Here is a 22,021-nt window from a genome sequence, read left to right as displayed (position 1 = left end):
TCCTTTACTTATTTGCCGTATCTGTTGCCGTATTTGTTTGCATTTTTCTGATTTGAAAAATACTCAAAGTCAGGAATTGCGGCAAGAATAGGAAGATCAAGAATAGTTGTCATTTCTTCGTTGTATTTAATCTTCACATCGAGGAAGTCACGAACAAATGAAATGATAAGAGCAAGTATAAGTCCGCCGAGAAATGCAATAATTGTGTTTCTTGTTACATTCGGTGATGTAGGTGCTTTCGGTGTATCTGCCTCATCAACAATCTTGAGTTTTGCGTTGTCCTTTACATTTGCGATTATCTTAGGTGCTATTTTAGCAATGGAGTCGCCTATTTCTTTTGATTCGTAAGGACTTGGCGATACAACTATCGCCTTAAATACCTCGGTATCCTCAATGCTTTCAAACTTAATCATAGTTTTGAGATGTGACGCTGTGTATTTTTCGTGGAGCTCCTTTGAAACCTCGCTGTAAAATGTGTTTGAATCGAGCAGCTCAATGTAGGTTAAAACAAGGTTTTTAGCGTAGTTTACACTCTGGTTGTCTTCCATAGCAGAGGAAGTGTTGTAGTTTGTTTCAACATAGAGCTTTACGCTTGAGGTGTATGTTTTCTGAATAAAAAATGTAGTTACAAAAACCGATATGATTGCAAATAAACACGATACAACCAAAATGAAAACGATGTTTTTCTTAATTACTCTTGTTATGTCCTTAAACGATATTTCCATTAATACTTTACTCCTCTTGGTTTTTGCCGTTATGAACAACCACCATATAATTGTCATATAAAAATCGGCACAAAAACCCATAATTCAAAATAATATAACATAAATATTATATTTGAAAACAGAGTAAAAATCAATAGAGCAAAAAATCAGCAAAAGGGCTGTGTTTATGCACATAATGGAAATTTTTGTAAAAAAATATAAAACACTTTGTAGTTTATGTAAAATAAGGAATAATCTGAGAAAATGATTTGTGAATTGTGCCTACAAGAAATAAATTTTGTTACAATGTTGATAAGGACGATATAATAAATATTCACAAAAAAATCCGTTTTTCTTTCATATTTTCTACACATACAATCTTGTTTGAAGATAATATAAATCACACCTCACAATGAATTGTATCGGTAAATAATCGTTCGGCGCAATAAAACAAAATCGCCCTGTCGATGCGGTCATCAACAGAGCGAAAAGCGTTTGTTTTATATTAATATGTAAAGGCGAGCAAATGCCTGTGCCTTATTTGTTCTTTTCGTAAATAAGTCTTAGTCCCTCAAGTACAAGGTCATCATTTATGATTATATTCTTTTTGCAGTAGCTTACAATATGCTGAGCCATTCCGCCTGTGGCAACCAAGGTGCATTTTTGCTGAACTTCCTCCTCAAAGCGGTCAATCATTCCGTCTATCATAGCTGCGTTGCTGTAAATTATGCCACTGCGAATACAGTCGGCGGTGTTTGTTCCGATAGCCTTTTGCGGAGCGGAAAAATTAACAGACGGCAGGAGTGCGCATCTTGCCGTAAGAGCGTCAAGCGAAATTTGCACACCCGGCAGAATCACGCCGCCGCAATATGCCTTATTCTCGTTCATATAAAGAATTGTTGTTGCAGTGCCCATTCCCACCACTATAACGGGGCAGGGGTAGTATTCCTTTAAAGCCACGCACATACACACAATGTCAGAGCCGACAGCGCCCGGATTGTCAAGGCGAATGTCAAGTCCTGTTTTTATTCCCGGCCCTATAACAAGACTGTCTACATTGGCAACAGTCATAATAGCTTTTTTAAGCAGGTCAGTTACAAGCGGTACTACACTTGAAATTATAGATCCGCTGATTTCCTTTACATTAACATTGTTAATCTTGAATATAGTATAAAGGTCAACTGCATAATCATCGGCTGTTTTGCTGCGATTTGTGGAAAATCTGAGTTTCATAAGCAGTTTGTCGCCGTTATAAAGTGCGAATTTTATATTTGTATTGCCCACATCAGTGCAAAGCAACATAAATATCACCTCGTTTGTTTTGCTGGGAAAAAATATCCTGCAACTTAAAATTATATCGTATTTTCGCTCTTGTTTCAACTATGTTTTTGACAATATTTATGATGATTGCAGAATTAATCGAAAAATAAAAAATTGTATTGTTTTTAGACAGAAGATGTTGTATAATAAAATATGTTTTACAATTATAATGAGAAAACAGCGTTTGTTATCTGTTACTTGTTGTTTATGGCAGGAGTGAGAATGTATGGCAGATAAATATAACTTAGATTATTTTGATGATGATAAGGTTGCCGCTCAAAGAAGTCAGTACAGACGAGAGCATCGTCAGCCTGCAAACAGACCGGCGCAAGGCGGCAGGCGACCTGCACCTACAAACCGCAGTAATGTGCACCGCAAGCCGAACAGAAGATTAGTAAGCCGAAGAATGAGAAACCGCATTATTATCGTTGGTGTTGGTATACTTATATTAGTGCTTATTATCGCTATAATATCTTCAATGTTCAAAGCCTGCACAGGCAGCGGCAAAAAAGAAAAGAAAGTTGATGAAACAATACCGCCTACTCAGGCAGCTGCAACCCAGCCTGCAACACCATCGGCAAGTGCGTCGGCACTGAATTTTGTTACGCCGAACATTCAGGACGACAACACAGCAGGATATATGGGCACGAACGCTTATATTTGGAAAGGCGCAGCGTTTGAGCTTTTTGGCGGTGACGAATTCAGAGCAGAGCTTTATGCCGATTCAATCAACAGCTATCAGCAAAAGCTCAGCGGAATAAAAGTTTACAATATGGTTGTTCCTAACCATACAGAGATGGGACTTCCGCAAAGACTGAAAAACAGTGACGCACCGTCTGATTCACAGGCGGAGAACATTAAGCAGATATATTCAAAGCTCAACAGCTCGGTTACTCCGATAAATGTTTACAACAAGCTTGCTGAGCACTGCAACGAGTATATTTACTACAATTCAGACCACCACTGGACAGGACTTGGCGCTTACTATGCTTATACAGCATTTGCCGAGGCAACAAATCAGGATGTTCTTGACCTCAGCACCTGTACCGAAAACAAGGTCGAGGGCTTTACAGGTTCGTTTGCAAACACAAATGACGGACTTAAAACCGATACCGTAAGCTATTGGACATTCCCTTATAATGTTACAATGGATATTACGGATTCAAACGGCACTGTATCAAACTACGATTCGCCTTATTATCAGTATGCGGAGGCGGGTTCAAATACATACAGTTTATTTATTATGGGCGACAATCCGCTCACCGTTTTACATTCGGATTCAGAAAAAGGCACGGGCAAGAAGATTGCCGTTATCAAAGAAAGCTACGGCAACGCATTCTCGCCGTATCTTACAAACAACTATTCTGAGGTTCATATCATAGATTTCAGATATTTCGGACAGAATCTTGCAGACTACTGCAAGCAGAACGGCATTACAGAGGTTCTTTACCTCAACGGCATTATGAGTGCAAATACTCAGGTACAGCTCGACAGTATGGACGGCTTACTGAATTAATTGTTGATTTTTATTTGAATTAAGAAAGGAGGCAGCGGCAATGCTTGCGGAAAATGTAAGAGTAAATGTGTTTGGCAAGGTCGGAAAAGGTTTTTTCTCGGCTTATGTATCGGGAAATTCCTTTTCAAACAAGAGCGCATACCTTGTTACTCGCAAAGACAGGGCAGAGGAATACTTGGACGGAGTAGTGATTGCCGTTGCTAAATTTGAGGGTCTTGAGGGTGACAAGCTCATAGTTGCTCCGTATGGAGAAATTTACTACGAGCCTGAGCTAAAAAAAATACTTGCCCGCTTGCGTAATGTAAAAGTGGAGAGCATAAGCTGCCTTTACGAAAAATCCTGCGGTGCTGTGATTTTCTACCGCAACAAGCAGAATACAAAGGTGTTGCTTGTGAAGAACAGCAACGGCAGATATTGGAGTTTTCCGAAAGGTCATATAGAAAATGATGAAAACGAGCAGGAAACCGCCTTGCGAGAAATCAAGGAGGAAACAGGCTTAGATGTTACCCTTGCAAAAGGATTTCGTGAAATCAGCGAGTACTGTCCGTTCGGCAAAATCCGCAAAAGAGTTGTGTTCTTCCTTGCGCAGGCTTTTACCGACAGCGTAAAAATTCAAGAGGAAGAAATTGACAGCTACATTTGGGTCGATCTTCAGCAGGCACGAAAGCTGTGCACCTATGACAACGACCTTAGAATAATAGAAAAAGCCGAAACCGCAATACATTTAATGAGAAATTAATTTTAAATCCGTTTCATATATATAATCGGGTGATTATATATGAAACGGATTATTTTATTGCTTATTTCTGCTTTTGTGCTTGCCTGTTCGGTTATGACGATTGTCGGCGGAAAGGAAACCGACAATTTTATTAAGTATGCGGAGTTCAATGTTACGGCTGACGCACTGCAAAAAGCTGTGAGCTACGATATTTCATCTCAGAGCGAGGATACAAAATTAAATTATATCGAAATTCTTGCATACCTCGGCGCAAAATACGGCGGAGATTTTGCAAAATACAAGCAAAGCGATATGGATAACCTCTGCGAAAATCTGAAAGACGGCAAAACAATAGCCGAGCTTACCAAGGATATGAAATACTATACATACTATTATAATGTATATACGGCGGTGCTCAGCGGTATGGTCGGCGACTTTGAGGAGGAGCAGTCTGACGGCAGTGTAAAGCAGGACTACGGACTGCGGTGGTTTTCGCCGATTGCAAAAACCTTTCCGTATTCGCATTACGATGACTTTGGCGCAAAACGAACATTCGGCTACGCAAGACCGCATCTGGGGCACGACCTGATGTCGGCAGTCGGTACTCCCGTTATAGCCGTTGAATCGGGCAAGGTCGAGTGCCTCGGCTGGAACAGATACGGCGGCTGGCGCATAGGAATCCGCTCGCTTGACAATAAAAGGTATTGGTATTATGCGCATTTGCGGCAAAACCGCCCGTATGCCGAAAACCTCAAGGAGGGCGATACGGTTACGGCAGGCGATGTTATAGGCTATGTGGGCAGAACGGGTTACAGCGATACCGAGAACATAAACGGCATTACAGAAAGCCACCTGCACATAGGACTTGAGCTTGTTTTTGATGAGAGCCAAAAGGAAAGCGACAACGAAATATGGGTTGATATGTATGCACTCATAGGCACTCTTGAGCAACACAAAAGCGCCGTTTTGCGAAACAGTGAAACAAAAGAGTTTAAAAGGCAGTATTCCTTTAAAGAAATTAGTTGATAATGCCAAAAATTCCGAAAAGCAATTATATTTGCGCTGTTTTCATTGACTGTATTCTCAAAATAATGTAAAATAAACTGTAATCACCCTCACCAAAAAGCGGTGGGGGTATTTTATAGTGTGCAAATCCCGACAATTATTATACTGCGTTCAGAGCAATGAATTATCAGGTTAAAAAAGATATTTAACGCTTGATTTTGCACTTATTTTATAGAATATTTGGGGGTATACAGATTGGTTTTTTCAAGCCTTGTATTTATGTTTGCGTACCTGCCGCTTACTCTGCTTATATATTATATAGTGCCGAGAAAGGGCAGAAACATCTTTCTATTCTTTATAAACCTTTTGTTTTACGGCTGGGGCGAGCCAAAGCTCATTGTGCTTATGCTCATAAACATTGCCGTAAACTACATAGGCGGTTACCTTGTCGATAAATTTAGAGATGACCCCAAAAAGCGTAAACTTGTGCTTATACTCACCTGCGTTATCGACATCGGCACACTCGCCGTGTTTAAATATACGGGAATGATTGTAGAAACCGTTAATATGCTGCCGTTCCTGAATCTGCCGACTCCGCAGATTTCTTTGCCGATCGGTATCAGCTTCTATACATTCCAGACAATGAGTTATGTAATTGATGTTTACAGAGGCGATGCGCCCGTATCGAAAAATCCGATTAACTTCGGTACATATGTAGCGCTTTTTCCGCAGTTGATTGCAGGCCCTATCGTTCGTTACCGTGATGTTGCCGAACAGCTCACAAACAGAAAAGAAACCTTGGACGAGTTTACAAAGGGTGTAAACCTCTTTATAATCGGCTTGGGCAAAAAGGTGCTGATTGCTAATCAGATGGGCAACCTGAGTACGGCAATGTTTGCCACAACCGATGAAAACGGCGTTGTCGGCACTTGGGTAGGAATTATAGCCTACAGCTTTCAGCTTTATTTTGACTTTTCGGGCTATTCCGATATGGCTTGCGGTCTTGGCAATATGCTCGGCTTTGAGTTTCTTAAGAACTTTAACTACCCGTACATTTCAAAATCCGTTACGGAATTTTGGAGAAGATGGCATATTTCACTTTCAACATGGTTTAAGGAATATGTTTATATTCCGCTCGGCGGCAACAGAAAAGGCGCAAAAAGACAGATACTTAACCTTATTATCGTATGGGGACTTACGGGCATTTGGCATGGTGCGTCTTGGAACTTTGTGTTGTGGGGACTTTACTACGGCGTTTTGCTTATTTTTGAAAAATTTGTTTTCAAAAAGGTTCTCGACAAACTGCCGTCGGCAATTCAGCATATCTACACAATGTTTATAGTAGTTATCGGCTGGGGACTTTTCTACTTTACAGATATGAGCAAGCTCGGTACATTCCTCGGAGATTTGTTTAACTTCGGCAACGGTATCTGCGGAGAGCAGGCGCTCAATCTTATACTTTCATATTTGCCGCTTATCATTGCAGCGGCTGTTGCAAGCACACCGCTTGCGGCAAAGCTCTACGCAAAGGTGCAGAACACAAAGTATATCGGTTTTGCTCAGACTGCGTTTGTGGCAGCAGTGCTTGTACTTTGCACAGCCTCGCTTGTAAATCAGAGCTATAACCCATTCCTATATTTCAGATTTTAACGGTAGGAAAGGAGAGTCTTTATGAAATATGCAGCAAAACATTCAGCAAAACATATGGAATCCTCAAAGCCTGTCTGCCGACATTTGCCGAGTTTTGTGTTTATACTTTTTATATTCGGCTTTGCAATTTGGTTTTTGATAAATCCAAAAGCGGATTACAGCTCAAGCGAAAAAAGATATTTGCAAAAATTCCCGACAGTAACGGTAAATTCGGTGCTTGACGGCAAGTTCGGCACAGATTTTGAAAAATATTTTGCCGACCATTTTCCGTTGCGTACGCAGTGGGTAGGCGCAAACGCATACTTTAATCTTTCGGTTGGCAACAACGGTGCTGACGGAGTGTATAACTGTAAGAACGGCTACCTTATCAACAAGCCTCAGCTTGATGACAGCACACTTAAAAGCAATGTGCAGACAATAGCTGATTTTGCAAAATCGGTTGATGTGCCCGTAACGGTAACTCTTGTGCCGTCAACAGGCTACATTGCAAGCGATGTTCTGCCTGCGGTTCACGATACATATACAGATGACGAAAAAATCGAGAACGCACAGCAGGTGCTTGCAGAGAGCGGCGCAAACTTTGTTGATTTGCGTTCGGCTTTCAAAAATGCTTACGCAAGCGGTACACAGCTTTACTACAAGACAGACCACCATTGGACAACGGCAGGCGCATATACAGGCTACACAGAGATATGCAAGGCGCTTGGAATTACTCCTGCCGACAAGAGCCTGTTTACTGTTGAAAAGTACGATGATTTTTACGGCACAACATATTCGACAAGTGGTTTTTGGCTTACTCAGCCCGACACCATTGAGGTGTGGAACAACAAAAACAACACCCAAAAGAATATAAGCACAGAGATTATTGAGGGTGACGAAAAGCAGGAGTACCATTCTATGTACTTCTACAACCACCTTAAAGAGGACGATAAATACCCTGTATTCATAGACGGAAACCACGCAATGACAAGAATTAAGAATACAAATGCCGCAGGCGGAAAAATTCTCCTTGTAAAGGACAGCTTTTCACATTGTCTTGCGCCGTTCCTTGCAGAAAATTACAGTGAGGTAATACTCGTCGATATGCGTTATTACAAAAACAGCATTTCAGAACTTGCACAGCAGGAAAAACCCGATAATATCCTGGTGCTCTACGGCATAGATAACCTTGCAACCGATACCGACATTGCATGGCTGTCATAAAATGATTAATAGCGGTAAAATTGACACTCGGCTTTTTAGTCGGGTGTTTATTTTTTGCGTGGATAAATTTTAATATTTTCAGTATAAATTTGTTGTTTTATGAAATATTTATGCTATAATGATTTCAGTGAAATATAAGAACTAAAGGCGGTGAGGACAATTAACAGCATAGGAAGAAATATATTTAAAGCTATTCATGAGGGCAAGTGGCTTTATATAGAGTATAAAAACAAAAGTGATACGATAAGTAACGAGATTTTGCTAAGCTATCATTATCGCTGTAATAAAGCTATAATAGATTTCAGCAATAAAAAATATTATAATAATAAACTGAAAATTAAAACAGTATCTCAAAGCACACAGCCCCTGACATTTGTTGATATTCAACCAGAAAATCCTGATTCGGGAAAAGATAATAATACAGGTAACAATTCTGGTTCGGGAACAAATGAAAATGGAGGAGAAAAGATAGAATCTGTTTCAACAGGAGACGAATCTGCAGTTGGATTTTGGAGCCTAATGGCTGTAATCATGGTAAGTATAGTGATGTGTATGGCATTTACAAAAATAAGACGTAAAAAGCAGAAAAATTAAGGAGCCACATAAGTGTTCAGAAAAAAGTATAAAGTAGTATTAAAAGTAGTAGTATTAGCAATTGTTCTTGGAGTTCTATTAAATGCTTGTAGTAAAAGACAAACAGTAACCGAGGAATATAATACAATAAGTGATTTGGCGTATTCTGAAAAATGTAAAATTGAACCAATCATATATATTGAAGAAAAAACAGGATTTGTTCCATATATTGTATTAACTAATGATTATAATGGTAAAACACTTTTGTTAAGAAAAGAAATTCTTCCAGAGAATAGAAGAGTTAGTGATTATTCGGCTTACTATGAAGAAAGCGAAATTGATAATTACTTAATGGGAGAGTTTTTTGATAATTTACCTATTCAAACTCGTTGCTTAATTCAAGATTCGGAAATAGAGATTTTAGATGAACGATGCTTGAATCAAATAGATGATAGCGTGATAACTATTGTAAGAAAAGTGTTTTTGTTGTCTTTTACTGAACTTGGATATAAAAAAAATGGGCATGTCGGAGTTGAAGGGGTGCCATTGTTGTATTTTAAAGATAATAAGAATCGTTTTGCTACTACGAATAATGGAAAGTTTACTGTAAGTTGGTGGTTAAGAAGTGCGGATTCTACATATGATTCTTGTGTATATGCAGTAGGACCGGAAGGTGAAATTGGAAGCACGAATGCATGCGATATGAATGGTATCAGGCCAGCATTTTGTGTTGACGGTAAGCAAGAAATACATAAAGAAGAGGGCAGATATATTTTAAAATAACATAACTTATTTATATTAAAGTGATTATGTTATTTTGAAAGAATTATTGAAATTCATTTACCTGTGCTTATCTAAACGTTAATTGGCTACATTTTATTACTTAGTTTGATAAGTCATAATTTATCAATATTACCAATAATTAGGATACAACAAAAAATCCGACAATAGTTTTTACTACTGTCGGATTTTGATTGTTAAACTTATTCTTCTGTAATATCTTCGGCCTTTTTCGGGATAAAGTTATTTAAGAAACTTGCTTTTTTGCCTCTGTTTTTAAGGTAGATAAATCCCAAACCGTTAAAAACAACTGCGCCGATAAAGTTTACAAGCAGGTCTTTCATTGTGTCTATAAGACCGATGTCGAGGTAGCCGTTGATGCCGAGGTCTTTGCCGCTTACGGTTGTAGATGTTATTCCGCTTATATGGGTAACGGCGTTTGTATCGTTGCCCGAAAGCAGGGTAGAGTTGATTGTTGTGACGATTGTGTCTTTCTGCATATCTTTGCCGAGAAAAGTGTCAACGCCAAACTCGAAAAATTCCCACACTGTACCTGCCGTCATTGAAAAGCAGAACGAGAACAGGCATACAAAGATAGGGGAGAGGTTGAATTTAACCTTTTTACTGCGGTTCAAAATATCGGTAAGTCCAAATCCCACGCCTGCGCAGATAAAACCGTTCAGCGTATGAAGAATTGTGTCGAGAAAAGGTATTTTTTCATAGAATGAACCGATTTCACCGAGAATATTTGCCGAGAATACAAACAGTATCATAAAGGTTTCAAGCACGCTCGGCAGTTCAACATGAAGTCGGCGGTCGATAAATGACGGAATCAGCATAAGTATAAATGTAAGTCCGCAGGTCATTGCACTTTCGTATTTGCCACGGATGATGTTGAGAACAAATATAAATATAATTACAAGCCTTAGTATAAAGTAAAGTGCGGTAAGCTCCTTGTTTTGCTTTACGCTGTAAAGCAGTGGGTGCTGTTTTGGCGCTTTTGCCTTGCTTTTATTCTTTTTCACTCGTTTCACCTCTTAAAATTTTTGCTATACATTATTATATGTAGATGTTAATGTTAATTTTCTAAAAATGTTCTGTTTAAAATTGGTGGGGAAAATTAGCCAGCCTAAATTTTAGATTTCGGGACGAATAGTTCGTTATTTTTCAAACTCTGTTGCCCGACCAAAGCTATCTGAATTATCACAACTTAAAAAGCCTTAAAAATAATACAGTCCGATTATAAAATATCGGACTGCGTTTTGTTAGGATTTTTGCTCTGCGTCCTGTTTTTCGGCAAGCTCTTTATTAAGCTCCTCTTTTGCAACAGCAAGCATAAGCTTGATTCTGTTTTCCTGATTTACCTTTGGAGCACCGGGGTCATAGTCGATTGTAACTATGTTCGCCTTTGGGTTTACTTCCTTGATTTTACGGATAGCGCCCTTGCCGTTAATGTGGTTTGGCAGACAGCCAAAAGGCTGAGTACAAACAATGTTTTCGTAGCCTGTTTCGGCAAGTTCAAGCATTTCTGCGGTCAAAAGCCAGCCCTCACCCATTTTGCTGCCGTAGCCGATAATGCCCTTTACAAGCTGTTTTGTATGAGCGTATTCGTGCGGCGGAACAAAGTTGTATTTCTTAGCAGACTCAATCATAAGTGCTTCGAGTTTTGTGAGGTAGTCAAGCAGCATTTTACAAAATGTGGATTTAATCTTTGCACCGCCGTAAAGTTTGGCGTCCTCAATTCGGTTGTCAACCTTAAATGAAGCAAAGCCCATAAGACCCGGTACGCAAACCTCGCAATCCTGCGATGCCAAAAATTCCTCAAGTCCGTTGTTTGCCATTTTTGAATATTTTACATAAATCTCGCCTACAATGCCTACCTTTACCTTTGGCACTTTATTAAGCTCGATTTCCGAAAAAGATTTTGTGATTTTATCAAGATTTTCGTCAATTTCTTCAAGCGTATAGCCGTTGCCCTCAATAAGCATTTTCGAGATTTTCTCGCTCCAGTCGGCAACAAGTGCCATACTTTCGCCTTCGTTTACCTCATAAGGCTTGGTTTGGTTAGAAAGCAGCATAAGCTGATCGCCGTACACAAGACCGCCCACAAATCTTCTGATAAGCGGAAGTGTGAGTGAAAAACCGCTGTTCTTTTCCATACCAAAGGAAAGAGAAATTACAGGCACAAACTCAAAGCCTGCTTTTTTAAGCGCTTTTCTCAAGAGAAAAATATAGTTTGACGCACGACAGCCGCCGCCTGTCTGAGTAATCATAAGTGCGACCTTATGCACATCATATTTACCGCTTTGCAAAGCGTGAATAAACTGTCCGATTACCAAAAGTGCAGGGTAGCAGGTATCGTTGTGAACATATTTAAGACCTGTCTGCGCAATTTCAGGGCCGCAGGTGTCTAAAAGCTCTGATTTGTAGCCGTAATAGTTAAAAACATTCTGAAGTATATTGAAATGAATAGGCGCCATATTCGGCATAAGGATTGTGTATTCCTTTTTCATTTCTTTTGTAAAAAGCAAACGACCTGTTTTGCTGTCGTATTTAAGCTCAGCCATTTATAGCACAACCTTTCATACGGTGATTAATCGTTATCAATAGCAGCAAGCAAGCTGCGGATACGGATTTTAACTGCACCAAGATTTGTGATTTCGTCAATTTTAATCTGCGTGTAAATTTTGCCCTCTTTTTCAAGAATTTCTCTTACTTCGTCAGTAGTAATGGCATCTACGCCGCAGCCAAAGGAAACAAGCTGTATAAGCTCCATATCCTTTCTTGTTGTAACATACTTAGCGGCAGCGTACAGTCTTGAATGATATGTCCACTGGTTAAGTACATGAGTATTAAATTTTTCAACCCTCGGAGATATTACATCTTCGCTGACAATAGCAACATTAAAGCTTGAAATCAGCTTATCAATGCCGTGGTTGATTTCGGGATCTATATGGTAAGGTCTGCCTGCGAGCACCATTATCTTTTTGCCCTCTTTTTCGGCTTTTTCAATAATCTCGTTGCCCTTTGCAATTACCTTTTTTCTGTACTTATGCTGTTCGTCATAAGCAAGTTTTGCGGCCTTTCTTACCTCGTTGAGAGTAAGGTCAGGAAAATATTTTGAAAGTGCCTCATATGCCTTTTGTGGGAAATGCTTTGGCATATGTACGCCGAAATATTCCTTTATAAAGCAGATTTTCTGCACATCTTTCATATTGTTGTTGATAACTTCGGGATAGTAGGCAACAACAGGACAGTTGTAGTGGTTATCGCCGAGGTGCTCGTCAAAGTTGTATGACATACATGGGTAGAATATAGTTTCCGCACCCTCGTCTATTAAGGTCTGAATATGACCATGCACAAGTTTTGCCGGGAAACATACGGTATCACTCGGAATCGTCTGCTGACCTCTCTGGTAAAGCTTTCTTGTAGAGAACGGTGAGTGGAACACCTCAAATTTAAGCTCTGTAAAGAATCTGTACCAGAACGGATACATTTCAAACATATTGAGTGCCATCGGCATACCGAGCTTGCCACGAAGTCCCTCAACAGGCTTGTATTCCTCAAGCATTTTCAGCTTGACAGCGTACATATTAAGCTCGTTTGACTGAGATTTCTTTGTAATCGGTCGCTCGCAGCGGTTGCCTGCAATAAATCTTCTGCCACCGCCAAAGCTGTTGATTGTAAGTCGGCAGTTGTTGCTGCACATACCGCAGTTTGTTACCTTTATATCGTGAACAAAGGCTTTGAGCGCTTTCATATCCGAAAGCTTGCTTTTGCCGTTGCCCTTTGATTTGTTTTTGGAATAGAGAGCCGCACCGTATGCGCCCATAAGTCCGGCAATGTTCGGACGAACAACCTCAACGCCCATTTCCTGCTCAAATGCACGGAGTACGGCGTCATTAAGGAAAGTACCGCCCTGTACTACAACTCTTTTGCCGAGTTCGTCAGGACTTGACGCTCTGATGACTTTGTAGAGTGCGTTCTTTACAACGCTTAAGGAAAGACCTGCTGAAATATCCTCGATTGTTGCGCCGTCTTTCTGAGCCTGTTTAACGCTTGAGTTCATAAATACGGTACATCTTGAGCCGAGGTCAACAGGGCGCTTTGCAAAAAGTCCGAGCTTTGCAAAGTCGGCGATTTCGTAGCCGAGCGCATTTGCAAATGTCTGCAAGAAACTGCCGCATCCGGAAGAACAAGCCTCGTTGAGGAAGATGTTGTCGATTGCGCCGTTGTGAATTTTAAAGCACTTGATGTCCTGACCGCCGATGTCGATGATAAATTCAACATCGGGCATAAAGTATTTTGCGGCGGTAAAGTGCGCAATGGTTTCTACTATGCCGTAGTCAACATCAAAAGCGTTCTTTATAATTTCTTCACCATAGCCTGTTACGGCAGATGAAACTATGTTAATTTCGGGATTGATTGTATAGACTTCCTCAAGAAATCCCTTGATGATTTCAACAGGATTTCCCTTTGACGGAAGATATTTTGAATAAAGAAGTTCGCCGTCGTCGTTAAGCACAACGCCCTTTACGGTTGTAGAGCCTGCGTCCATACCCACATAAGCCTTGCCCTTGTAGCCTTTAAGCTCCTTTTGGGTTACGGTAGCCTTTGCGTGGCGGTCAGAGAATTTTTTGTAGTCCTCTTCATCTTTGAAAAGCGGCGGATTAAAAGCAAAGTTGCCGCTGCCACGATAATTTTTAACTTCATCTATTACCTTGTCAAAGTCAATAGGCTTTTCGGCGCAGAGAGCCGCACCGCAGGCAACAAAGTAAAGTGAATTTTCAGGGCAGATACCCTTTGTGTTTAAGGTTTTGTCAAAGCAGTTTCTAAGCTCGCTCATAAAGGTGAGCGGGCCGCCGAGATATACAACCTGACCTTCGATTTCTCGTCCCTGTGCAAGACCTGCGACAGTCTGGCTTACAACGGCGTTGAAGATACTTTCGGCTATATCGCTCTTCCTTGCGCCTTGATTTAAAAGAGGCTGAATATCTGTTTTTGCAAATACACCGCAGCGAGATGCAATAGTGTAGGTTTTTTCGTATTGCTTTGCAAGTGAGTCAAGCTCCTCAAGCGGAACATTGAGCAAGGTTGCCATTTGGTCGATAAATGCGCCCGTACCGCCTGCGCAAGTACCGTTCATACGCACTTCAAGACCGTTTGTAAGGAAAAGGATTTTTGCGTCCTCGCCGCCAAGCTCAATGACAACATCTGTGCCCGGAATAAATGTGTTTGTGGCAACTCTTGTTGCGTAAACCTCCTGCACGAAGTCAATATTGCTTGACTCCGCAACACCCATACCGGCAGAACCGGAAAGCGCAACGGCTGCGTTTTCAACACCCTTTACCTTGCTGCGTACAGTTGCAAGAATTTCGGCGATTTTCTCGGTTATCTGAGAATAATGTCGCTCATAGGTACTGTATATAATTTTGTTTTCTTCGTCTAAAACAACGCATTTTATTGTAGTTGAGCCAATGTCAAGTCCTAATTTCAACATACTGCCTCCGTGCCTTATAAAGTTATATAAAGTCATATTATGTCAATTGATTATCCAAACTATTATACGCTTTTTTTATTTAATTTTAATTCTTTAATCGCAATATAATTTCTTTAATAAAAATGACTATTATTTACAAAAATATCAGCCGTTAAGTTGTATGTTTTCTTGCCAAAATAATACAATTTTCGCATAATGTATGTATAACAATTTTTTGCGTATGAAAATTATTGACGAATTTTACGGTTTTATGGCAATTAACAAACTTTTGTTTTGTCTAAAAATCACCTGAATCGGCGAAAAACTCGGTTTTATGAGGAAATTTAAAATATTTGGTAAAGTTTTAGAAAAATCGGGTAAAAACATATGCGTTATTGTTGAAAACCTCTTTACAAATTAACATTTAAGTGTTAAAATTTATTATGATACAGTATGTATCTTTAAAAATTGTATTAAATGCGACAAACGGTGTTGTCGCTGACATACTTTAAGGAGGACAATTCCAATGGCAAGAAAAATGAAAACTATGGACGGTAACAGCGCTGTTGCTCATGTTTCTTATGCGTTTACAGATGTTGCTGCTATCTATCCTATCACACCTTCTTCCGTAATGGCTGACCTTACCGACAAGTTCTCGGCAATGGGCACTAAAAACCTTTTCGGCAGAGAAGTACAGGTTACGGAAATGCAGTCGGAAGGCGGTGCTTCCGGTGCGGTTCACGGTTCGCTTGCAGCCGGTGCTTTAACCACAACTTACACAGCTTCACAGGGCTTGCTTCTTATGATTCCGAATATGTACAAGATGGCAGGCGAGCTTTTACCGGGCGTAATTCATGTATCTGCCCGTGCTCTTACAAGCCACGCTCTTTCAATTTTCGGTGACCATTCAGATATTTATGCTTGCCGTCAGACAGGCTATGCAATGCTCTGTTCAAACAACCCACAGGAATGTATGGACCTTGCTGCCGTTGCACATCTTTCGGCTATCAAGGGCAGAGTTCCTTTCCTCCACTTCTTTGACGGTTTCAGAACCTCTCACGAGATTCAGAAGATTGAAGAGTGGGATTATGCGGATCTCGCAGATATGCTTGATTGGGACGCAGTAGAAGCGTTCCGCAGAAGAGCACTTAACCCTGAGCACCCTGTAACAAGAGGTACAGCTCAGAACGACGACATCTTCTTCCAGGCAAGAGAGGCTTGCAACAAGTATTATGATGCAGTACCCGAAGTTGTTGTTGAATATATGAACAAGGTAAACGAGAAGATCGGCACAAACTACAAGCCATTTAACTACTATGGTGCAGAGGACGCAGAGCACATTATCGTTGCTATGGGTTCTGTATGTGATTGTGCAGAAGAGGTTGTAGACTTCCTCAACGCAGCAGGCGAAAAGGTTGGTCTTTTAAAGGTTCACCTTTACAGACCTTTCGTTGCAGACTATCTCTTAAGTGAGCTTCCTAAGACAGTTAAGACTATCTCTGTTCTCGACAGAACAAAAGAGCCCGGTTCAATCGGTGAGCCACTCTATCTTGATGTTCTCGCTGCTATCAACGGTTCAGACTTTGCCGGCGTAAAGGTGTTTACAGGCAGATACGGTCTTGGTTCTAAGGATACAACTCCTGCCGACATCATTGCTGTTTACAGAAACGCAGAGAGCGACGCTCCTAAGAGAAGATTTACAATCGGCATCGTTGATGATGTTACAAATCTTTCACTTCCTATCGTTGAGAACCCTGACACAACTCCAAAGGGTACACATTCATGTAAATTCTGGGGCCTTGGTGCTGACGGTACTGTTGGTGCAAACAAGAACTCCATTAAGATTATCGGCGATAACACCGATATGTACGCTCAGGGCTACTTTGCTTATGACTCAAAGAAGTCGGGCGGTCTTACAGTTTCTCACCTTCGTTTCGGTAATCAGCCTATCAAATCAACATATTATATTTCTAAGGCTGACTTCGTTGCTTGTCACAACCCATCATATGTTGACAAGTACGACATCGTAGACGACCTCAAGGAAGGCGGTTCATTCCTCCTCAACTGTCCTTGGGATGTTGACGAGCTTTCAGAAAGACTCCCTGGCAAGATGAAGAGAATCCTTGCTACAAGAAATATCAATTTCTACACAATCGACGGTATCAAGATCGGTAAAGAAATCGGTCTTGGCGGCAGAATCAACACAGTTCTTCAGTCAGCTTTCTTTAAGATTGCAGACATTATCCCGGCTGAAAAGGCTAAGGAGCTTATGAAGGCAGCCGCTAAGAAGTCATATATGAAGAAAGGTCAGGCTATCGTAGATATGAACTACGCAGCTATTGACCGTGGTATGGAAGACCTCAAGAAGGTTGAAATTCCTGCTGATTGGGCAAATGCCGCTGACGATAAGGCAAGCGATGTAGTTCCGGGCGAGGGCGCACTCGTTGAGTATGTAAACGGTATCCTCAAGCCTGTAAATGAGTACAAGGGCAACAAGCTCCCTGTATCTGCATTTATGGATCATGTTGACGGTACTGCTCCTAACGGTTCAGCCGCTTATGAAAAGCGTGGTATCGCAGTTGATGTTCCTGAGTGGAATTCAGACAACTGTATTCAGTGTAACAAGTGTGCTATCGTATGTCCTCACGCTGTAATCCGTCCTGTTGCTATGACAGAGGACGAGCTTGCAGCCGCTCCGCAGGGCACAAAGAGCATTCCAATGATCGGTCTTAAGGAGCTCAAGTTCGTTATGACTGTATCAACACTCGACTGTACAGGCTGCGGCGCTTGCGCTAATGTATGTCCGGGCAAGAAGGGCGAAAAGGCTCTTACAATGAAGCCAATCGACAGCCAGCGTGCAGAGCAAGCTGTATTTGATTATGCGGTAACTCTTGACGAAAAGCCTGAAGTAGCCGCTAAGTTTAAGTTCTCAACAGTTAAGGGCAGCCAGTTCAAGCAGCCACTCCTTGAGTTCTCAGGCGCTTGCGCAGGTTGTGGTGAAACACCATACGCTAAGCTCGTTACACAGCTCTTTGGCGACAGAATGTTCATTGCTAACGCAACAGGCTGTTCATCAATTTGGGGTGCATCTGCTCCGGCAACACCATACACAAAGAACAAGAAAGGCTTTGGCCCTGCTTGGCAGAACTCACTCTTTGAGGATAATGCTGAGTTTGGTCTTGGTATGGCTCTCGGTCAGAAAGCTATCCGCAACAGACTTGTAGAGTATGTTGAGAACATTCAGAAAGATACAGACAGCGAAGAGTTAAAGACAGCTTGTCAGAACTACCTCGACACAGTTTGCGATTCAACAGCAAGCCGTCCTGCAACAGACGCACTTATTGCAGAGCTTGAAAAGAATGTTGATGACGCTAAGGTTGGCGAGCTTGCTAAAAAGACACTTATCGACAAGGACGAGCTTGCTAAGAAGTCAATGTGGATCTTCGGTGGTGACGGCTGGGCTTACGATATCGGCTTTGGCGGTCTTGACCATGTTATCGCATCAGGCGAAAATGTAAATATCCTCGTATTCGATACAGAGGTTTACTCAAATACAGGCGGACAGGCATCAAAGGCTACTCCGGTAGGTTCTGTTGCACAGTTTGCTGCTGCCGGTAAGGCTGTTAAGAAGAAAGACCTTGCTGCTATCGCAATGAGCTACGGCTATGTATATGTTGCACAGTGCGCAATGGGCGCCGACAACAATCAGGTACTCAAGGCTATGGTAGAGGCTGAAAGCTACAACGGCCCATCACTTATCATCTGCTACGCTCCATGTATCAACCATGGTATTAAGGGCGGTATGAGCATTGCTCAGCAGGAAGAGAAGAAGGCTGTTGAGGCAGGTTATTGGAATATCTTCCGTTATGACCCACGCCGTGCCGATGAGGGCAAGAATCCGTTTATGCTCGATTGCAAAGCTCCAAGTGCATCTTATCGTGACTTTATTATGGGCGAAGTTCGTTACAACTCACTTACCCGTTCATTCCCAGAGAGAGCAGAAAAGCTCTTTGCTAAGGCTGAAAAGGTAGCTGAGGAGAAGTACGCTCATCTCGAAAAACTCGCAAGCATTCCGGATGCAGAGTAATTTGGTAAAATAAATTAAAATTTAATAAGTTTGCGCTGTCCTCTGCCAAAAGGTGGAGGACAGCCACACCTTTTATTTTGGGCAAAGCTCAGAATAAAAATAATTTATCGGCTAACAATAATGAGGTAACAGTAAAATAAGTATTTTTACGGCAGTGATCGCAAATTATATATGTTTGCTCGCTTAAAATGCTTAAAAATACAGATAGAATTAAGAATTTTGAAAAAATTATAAAAATTTTCAAAAAAATTTAAAATATCCCTTGACAAATCGAGGGTATTATATTATAATCTATCTTGCTGATTTGATGTTGGCGAACAGATGGCGGAATAGCTCAGCTGGCTAGAGCACTCGGTTCATACCCGAGGTGTCGTAGGTTCAAGTCCTATTTCCGCTACCATACGGCCCGGTGGTCAAGCGGTTAAGACACCGCCCTTTCACGGCGGTAACACGAGTTCGATTCTCGTCCGGGTCACCAAACTAATTAGCCGGTGTGGTGGAATAGGCAGACACAAGGGACTTAAAATCCCTCGGTCATTGCGACCGTACCGGTTCAAGTCCGGTCACCGGCACCATAAAAAGGTCTATTGTCGAAAGGCGGTAGACCTTTTTAGTTTTGCTTTCAGCAGTTAAGATGGCAGCAGGTTAATGTCGGTGGTTGAGGAAAATTAGGATTTAGCGCACAAAGCTTAGTTTAATGAATCCAAAATTTAGGTCAACCCTTTTAAAGGGTTGCAGGTTTGGGCAGAGCCCATAAAAGTTTCCTTTATAACTTACTTATAGGCACAAACAGCTTTGCTGTTTGCGTGCTAAAACTCAGTTTGAAAAAACAGGCGATAGCCTTTAGAAAAGAAATGATTAAAATAATGTACCGTCATTGCATTGCAATGACGGTACAACTTATAAGAATATCTTTCCTTTGTTGCTGTCGCATCGGCTCTCGCCGTTGCGTTCAGCCGCCAAACGGCGAGCCGTTTGGCTATCGTTAGATTGCGTAAAAGGAAAGTATTTGTGGGCGTTGCCTACACCCACAACCTTTAAAAAGGTTGACCAAACTTTTAACTTCGGACGAAAAATTCGGCTTTTGTTTTACTTTGTTGCCCGACCGAAAATAAGCTATAACATAATTCATCCAATATTTAGCAAGGAAGTGTGTGCAATGTATCAAGATATAAATCAAAGACCGCTGTATAGACTGCAAGATTCTTCGGTTGATGAATTAATTGCATTTATTGAAAGCAAGTGCAAGGAACGCAGTCGATGTAAGTTTACCGTCAATTTTAACAGAAAGGGATACCAAAGCGGATTTTTTAATATTTCCTGCTACTCGGATTATTACAAAGGATATATTGTAAGTATTAATACGCAAAACGGTTCTCATGGCAAATGCTGTATAAATGATCCCGAATACAGAGAATATGTTTATAAAATGGTAAAGATTTCTGAAAGCGAGTACCATTATTAAGCGAGAATAAATTTTGATATAAAGTAAAACGGAGCAACTCATCAAAGCGAGTGCTCCGTTTTTTGTCTTATTTTGCTTTATCTGAATTATCAGTCTTATTATAATTTAACGCAAAAATTTGCGACAGCCGAAAATATTGTGCGCTCACTGACGGCTCGGATTTAATCTTTATATGGTATTCTGAAATAATCAAGGTATTTTTTGAATTTGTCTTGCGCTGTAAGGCAGGTATCAATTAAATAACCCTTTTCGTTTTGCCATTCGCTTAGTCCTCTGTAATAGAACATTTTTAGGTTTTCGTCAATAATAAACGGGACTATATTATGCTTTAAACACTCTTTAAACAATATCAATCTGCCTATACGACCGTTGCCGTCTTGAAATGGGTGAATACACTCAAATTCATAGTGAAAGCTGATTAAATCATCAAAAGATTTGTTGTCGGTCTTGTTGTAGGCAGAAATCAGAGCTTTTATTTTATCGTGCACTTCCTCAGGAGGAGTGGTAATTTTACCTCCGGCTTCATTCGGATATTTTTTATAATCACCGACGGCAAACCAATCCTTGCGTGAGTCACTCGTTCCGTTTTTCAGCACCATATGCAGCTGTTTTATAAAAGTTTCACTCAGAGGCTTTGCTGCCTTGTCAATCACCATATCAATGCACTTAAAATGGTTTGCGGTTTCAACTATGTCATCTACATTAATCGTACTGTCGGTAAAGCCGATTGTATTTGTTTCGTAAATGTAGCGTGTTTGGTCGTGCGTTAATTTACTGCCCTCGATATGGTTTGAATTATATGTTAGTTCAACCTGTATTTTATGGTATATGCCGCCGCTTATTTTGCTTGCTTTTTCGGCTTTTAAAACCTCCAATAGATTACTCGGCGCTTGTTTTACTGAGTTGCTCCTTTTCGGAGGTTCGGCATTTTCGGGAATATTCCATGTTTTGCCTGTTAAAAAGGCATCGGGAATTTTTCCGCTTGCGCAGTAATTGCGCACTGTTCTTTCAGATAAATTCCAATTTTTAGCTACTTGAGCAACTGATAAAAATTTCATATTCCACCTCCGACTCTAAATAATTATATCATATTATCGGCAATAAATCAACGAATTATACATTGCAAAATTCGACTTTCTTGCCGATAACGGCATAACCCATTTGATTTAGCCGAAAAAATAACCGCCACCAAAATAATACTTATTTTGACGGCAAAAGGTGATATAATTTATAAAAACCGCATTTTCAGTAGATTTTATAAGAACAAAATCTGTTTGTTATTGCGGCAAGAATTTTTTGCAGGTTAAACTTGCATATGAAAAATGGTGTGAAAAAATTACCTGAGATTTTAATAATGAGAAAATCAAACGATTATTTAGTGTAATTTTACTATCAGGTTATGGTAAAAATGTAAAAAATTAAAAACTTGACCTGCAAATTTATATATATTGCATAAAAACTAAATATAATTTTTGTTTGATAAAATTGCTCTCTTTTATTGCTCTTTTGACAAAAATATGA

Annotated in this window: 16 protein-coding genes and 3 tRNA genes; 13 read left to right on the top strand and 6 right to left on the bottom strand. The window is 40.6% G+C overall.

Annotated features, from left to right (window positions below; translation table 11 throughout):
- Positions 1-8 precede the first annotated feature (8 nt).
- Positions 9-725 carry a Wzz/FepE/Etk N-terminal domain-containing protein gene (locus tag DXC23_RS06255; RefSeq protein ID WP_158552468.1) on the bottom strand — a complete coding sequence of 239 codons (717 nt, stop codon included), beginning with the start codon at positions 723-725 and terminating at the stop codon, positions 9-11.
- Positions 726-1,241: 516 nt separating this feature from the next.
- A complete protein-coding gene (locus DXC23_RS06250; RefSeq protein ID WP_117705294.1) occupies positions 1,242-2,006 on the bottom strand; it encodes a type III pantothenate kinase in 765 nt (254 codons plus the stop codon).
- A 244-nt stretch (positions 2,007-2,250) separates the two neighbouring features.
- Here DXC23_RS06250 and DXC23_RS06245 point away from each other — a divergent pair, with 244 nt between their 5' ends.
- From DXC23_RS06245 to DXC23_RS06215, 7 genes are all read left to right on the top strand, one after another.
- On the top strand, positions 2,251-3,540 hold the full coding sequence (locus tag DXC23_RS06245; protein ID WP_117705293.1) for a DHHW family protein: 1,290 nt from the start codon (positions 2,251-2,253) through the stop codon (positions 3,538-3,540).
- Between the two features lie 40 nt (positions 3,541-3,580).
- The gene (locus DXC23_RS06240; protein ID WP_117705292.1) at positions 3,581-4,279 is read left to right on the top strand and encodes an NUDIX domain-containing protein; all 699 of its coding nucleotides are present in this window, start codon (positions 3,581-3,583) and stop codon (positions 4,277-4,279) included.
- Between the two features lie 39 nt (positions 4,280-4,318).
- Positions 4,319-5,284, top strand: a complete 966-nt coding sequence (locus DXC23_RS06235; protein WP_117705291.1) for a M23 family metallopeptidase — start codon at positions 4,319-4,321, stop codon at positions 5,282-5,284.
- A 234-nt stretch (positions 5,285-5,518) separates the two neighbouring features.
- Positions 5,519-6,913: an MBOAT family O-acyltransferase gene (locus DXC23_RS06230; RefSeq protein ID WP_117705290.1), complete on the top strand. Its 1,395-nt coding sequence runs from the start codon at positions 5,519-5,521 to the stop codon at positions 6,911-6,913.
- Between the two features lie 21 nt (positions 6,914-6,934).
- Positions 6,935-8,116 carry a DHHW family protein gene (locus DXC23_RS06225; RefSeq protein WP_117705289.1) on the top strand — a complete coding sequence of 394 codons (1,182 nt, stop codon included), beginning with the start codon at positions 6,935-6,937 and terminating at the stop codon, positions 8,114-8,116.
- 150 nt (positions 8,117-8,266) lie between these two features.
- Complete coding sequence (locus tag DXC23_RS06220) at positions 8,267-8,710, top strand: hypothetical protein (RefSeq protein WP_117705288.1); 444 nt, start codon at positions 8,267-8,269, stop codon at positions 8,708-8,710.
- A gap of 12 nt (positions 8,711-8,722) precedes the next feature.
- Positions 8,723-9,472, top strand: coding sequence for a DUF6273 domain-containing protein (locus tag DXC23_RS06215; protein ID WP_117705287.1), 750 nt, complete (start codon positions 8,723-8,725; stop codon positions 9,470-9,472).
- 200 nt (positions 9,473-9,672) lie between these two features.
- Here the strand turns inward: DXC23_RS06215 and DXC23_RS06210 are convergent, their stop codons facing one another.
- The 3 genes from DXC23_RS06210 to DXC23_RS06200 form a co-directional block, all read right to left on the bottom strand.
- Positions 9,673-10,494, bottom strand: a complete 822-nt coding sequence (locus DXC23_RS06210; RefSeq protein WP_117705286.1) for a hypothetical protein — start codon at positions 10,492-10,494, stop codon at positions 9,673-9,675.
- Positions 10,495-10,734: 240 nt separating this feature from the next.
- Positions 10,735-12,036, bottom strand: a complete 1,302-nt coding sequence (locus DXC23_RS06205) for a 2-hydroxyacyl-CoA dehydratase (RefSeq protein WP_117705285.1) — start codon at positions 12,034-12,036, stop codon at positions 10,735-10,737.
- Positions 12,037-12,062: 26 nt separating this feature from the next.
- On the bottom strand, positions 12,063-14,969 hold the full coding sequence (locus DXC23_RS06200; protein WP_278286545.1) for an acyl-CoA dehydratase activase: 2,907 nt from the start codon (positions 14,967-14,969) through the stop codon (positions 12,063-12,065).
- Positions 14,970-15,474: 505 nt separating this feature from the next.
- Between DXC23_RS06200 and nifJ the strand changes: the two genes are divergently transcribed.
- From nifJ to DXC23_RS06175, 6 genes are all read left to right on the top strand, one after another.
- Positions 15,475-19,035 carry a pyruvate:ferredoxin (flavodoxin) oxidoreductase gene (gene nifJ, locus DXC23_RS06195; RefSeq protein WP_117705284.1) on the top strand — a complete coding sequence of 1,187 codons (3,561 nt, stop codon included), beginning with the start codon at positions 15,475-15,477 and terminating at the stop codon, positions 19,033-19,035.
- Positions 19,036-19,358: 323 nt separating this feature from the next.
- Positions 19,359-19,435: transfer RNA gene (locus tag DXC23_RS06190), tRNA-Met, on the top strand.
- A gap of 3 nt (positions 19,436-19,438) precedes the next feature.
- Positions 19,439-19,513: transfer RNA gene (locus DXC23_RS06185), tRNA-Glu, on the top strand.
- A 9-nt stretch (positions 19,514-19,522) separates the two neighbouring features.
- A tRNA-Leu gene (locus DXC23_RS06180) sits at positions 19,523-19,610 on the top strand.
- A gap of 165 nt (positions 19,611-19,775) precedes the next feature.
- Positions 19,776-20,024, top strand: a complete 249-nt coding sequence (locus DXC23_RS12315) for a hypothetical protein (RefSeq protein ID WP_147329129.1) — start codon at positions 19,776-19,778, stop codon at positions 20,022-20,024.
- A gap of 170 nt (positions 20,025-20,194) precedes the next feature.
- Positions 20,195-20,500, top strand: coding sequence for a hypothetical protein (locus tag DXC23_RS06175; protein WP_117705283.1), 306 nt, complete (start codon positions 20,195-20,197; stop codon positions 20,498-20,500).
- Positions 20,501-20,661: 161 nt separating this feature from the next.
- Here DXC23_RS06175 and DXC23_RS06170 read toward each other — a convergent pair whose 3' ends face one another.
- Complete coding sequence (locus tag DXC23_RS06170; protein WP_117705282.1) at positions 20,662-21,558, bottom strand: DNA-binding protein; 897 nt, start codon at positions 21,556-21,558, stop codon at positions 20,662-20,664.
- Positions 21,559-22,021: the final 463 nt, after the last annotated feature.

Origin of the sequence: Eubacterium sp. OM08-24 (genome assembly GCF_003438075.1) — a bacterium.
GTDB lineage: Bacteria > Bacillota > Clostridia > Oscillospirales > Acutalibacteraceae > Ruminococcoides.
Note: the sequence above shows the minus strand (reverse complement) of the source record. Positions and strands in the feature narration are given on the sequence as shown.

Coding starts and splice junctions, on each gene's coding strand:
- DXC23_RS06255 (WP_158552468.1), bottom strand. CDS start 725: ATGGAAATATCGTTTAAGGACATAACAAGAGTAATTAAGAAAAACATC.
- DXC23_RS06250 (WP_117705294.1), bottom strand. CDS start 2,006: ATGTTGCTTTGCACTGATGTGGGCAATACAAATATAAAATTCGCACTT.
- DXC23_RS06245 (WP_117705293.1), top strand. CDS start 2,251: ATGGCAGATAAATATAACTTAGATTATTTTGATGATGATAAGGTTGCC.
- DXC23_RS06240 (WP_117705292.1), top strand. CDS start 3,581: ATGCTTGCGGAAAATGTAAGAGTAAATGTGTTTGGCAAGGTCGGAAAA.
- DXC23_RS06235 (WP_117705291.1), top strand. CDS start 4,319: ATGAAACGGATTATTTTATTGCTTATTTCTGCTTTTGTGCTTGCCTGT.
- DXC23_RS06225 (WP_117705289.1), top strand. CDS start 6,935: ATGAAATATGCAGCAAAACATTCAGCAAAACATATGGAATCCTCAAAG.
- DXC23_RS06205 (WP_117705285.1), bottom strand. CDS start 12,036: ATGGCTGAGCTTAAATACGACAGCAAAACAGGTCGTTTGCTTTTTACA.
- DXC23_RS06200 (WP_278286545.1), bottom strand. CDS start 14,969: ATGTTGAAATTAGGACTTGACATTGGCTCAACTACAATAAAATGCGTT.
- nifJ (WP_117705284.1), top strand. CDS start 15,475: ATGGCAAGAAAAATGAAAACTATGGACGGTAACAGCGCTGTTGCTCAT.
- DXC23_RS06175 (WP_117705283.1), top strand. CDS start 20,195: ATGTATCAAGATATAAATCAAAGACCGCTGTATAGACTGCAAGATTCT.
- DXC23_RS06170 (WP_117705282.1), bottom strand. CDS start 21,558: ATGAAATTTTTATCAGTTGCTCAAGTAGCTAAAAATTGGAATTTATCT.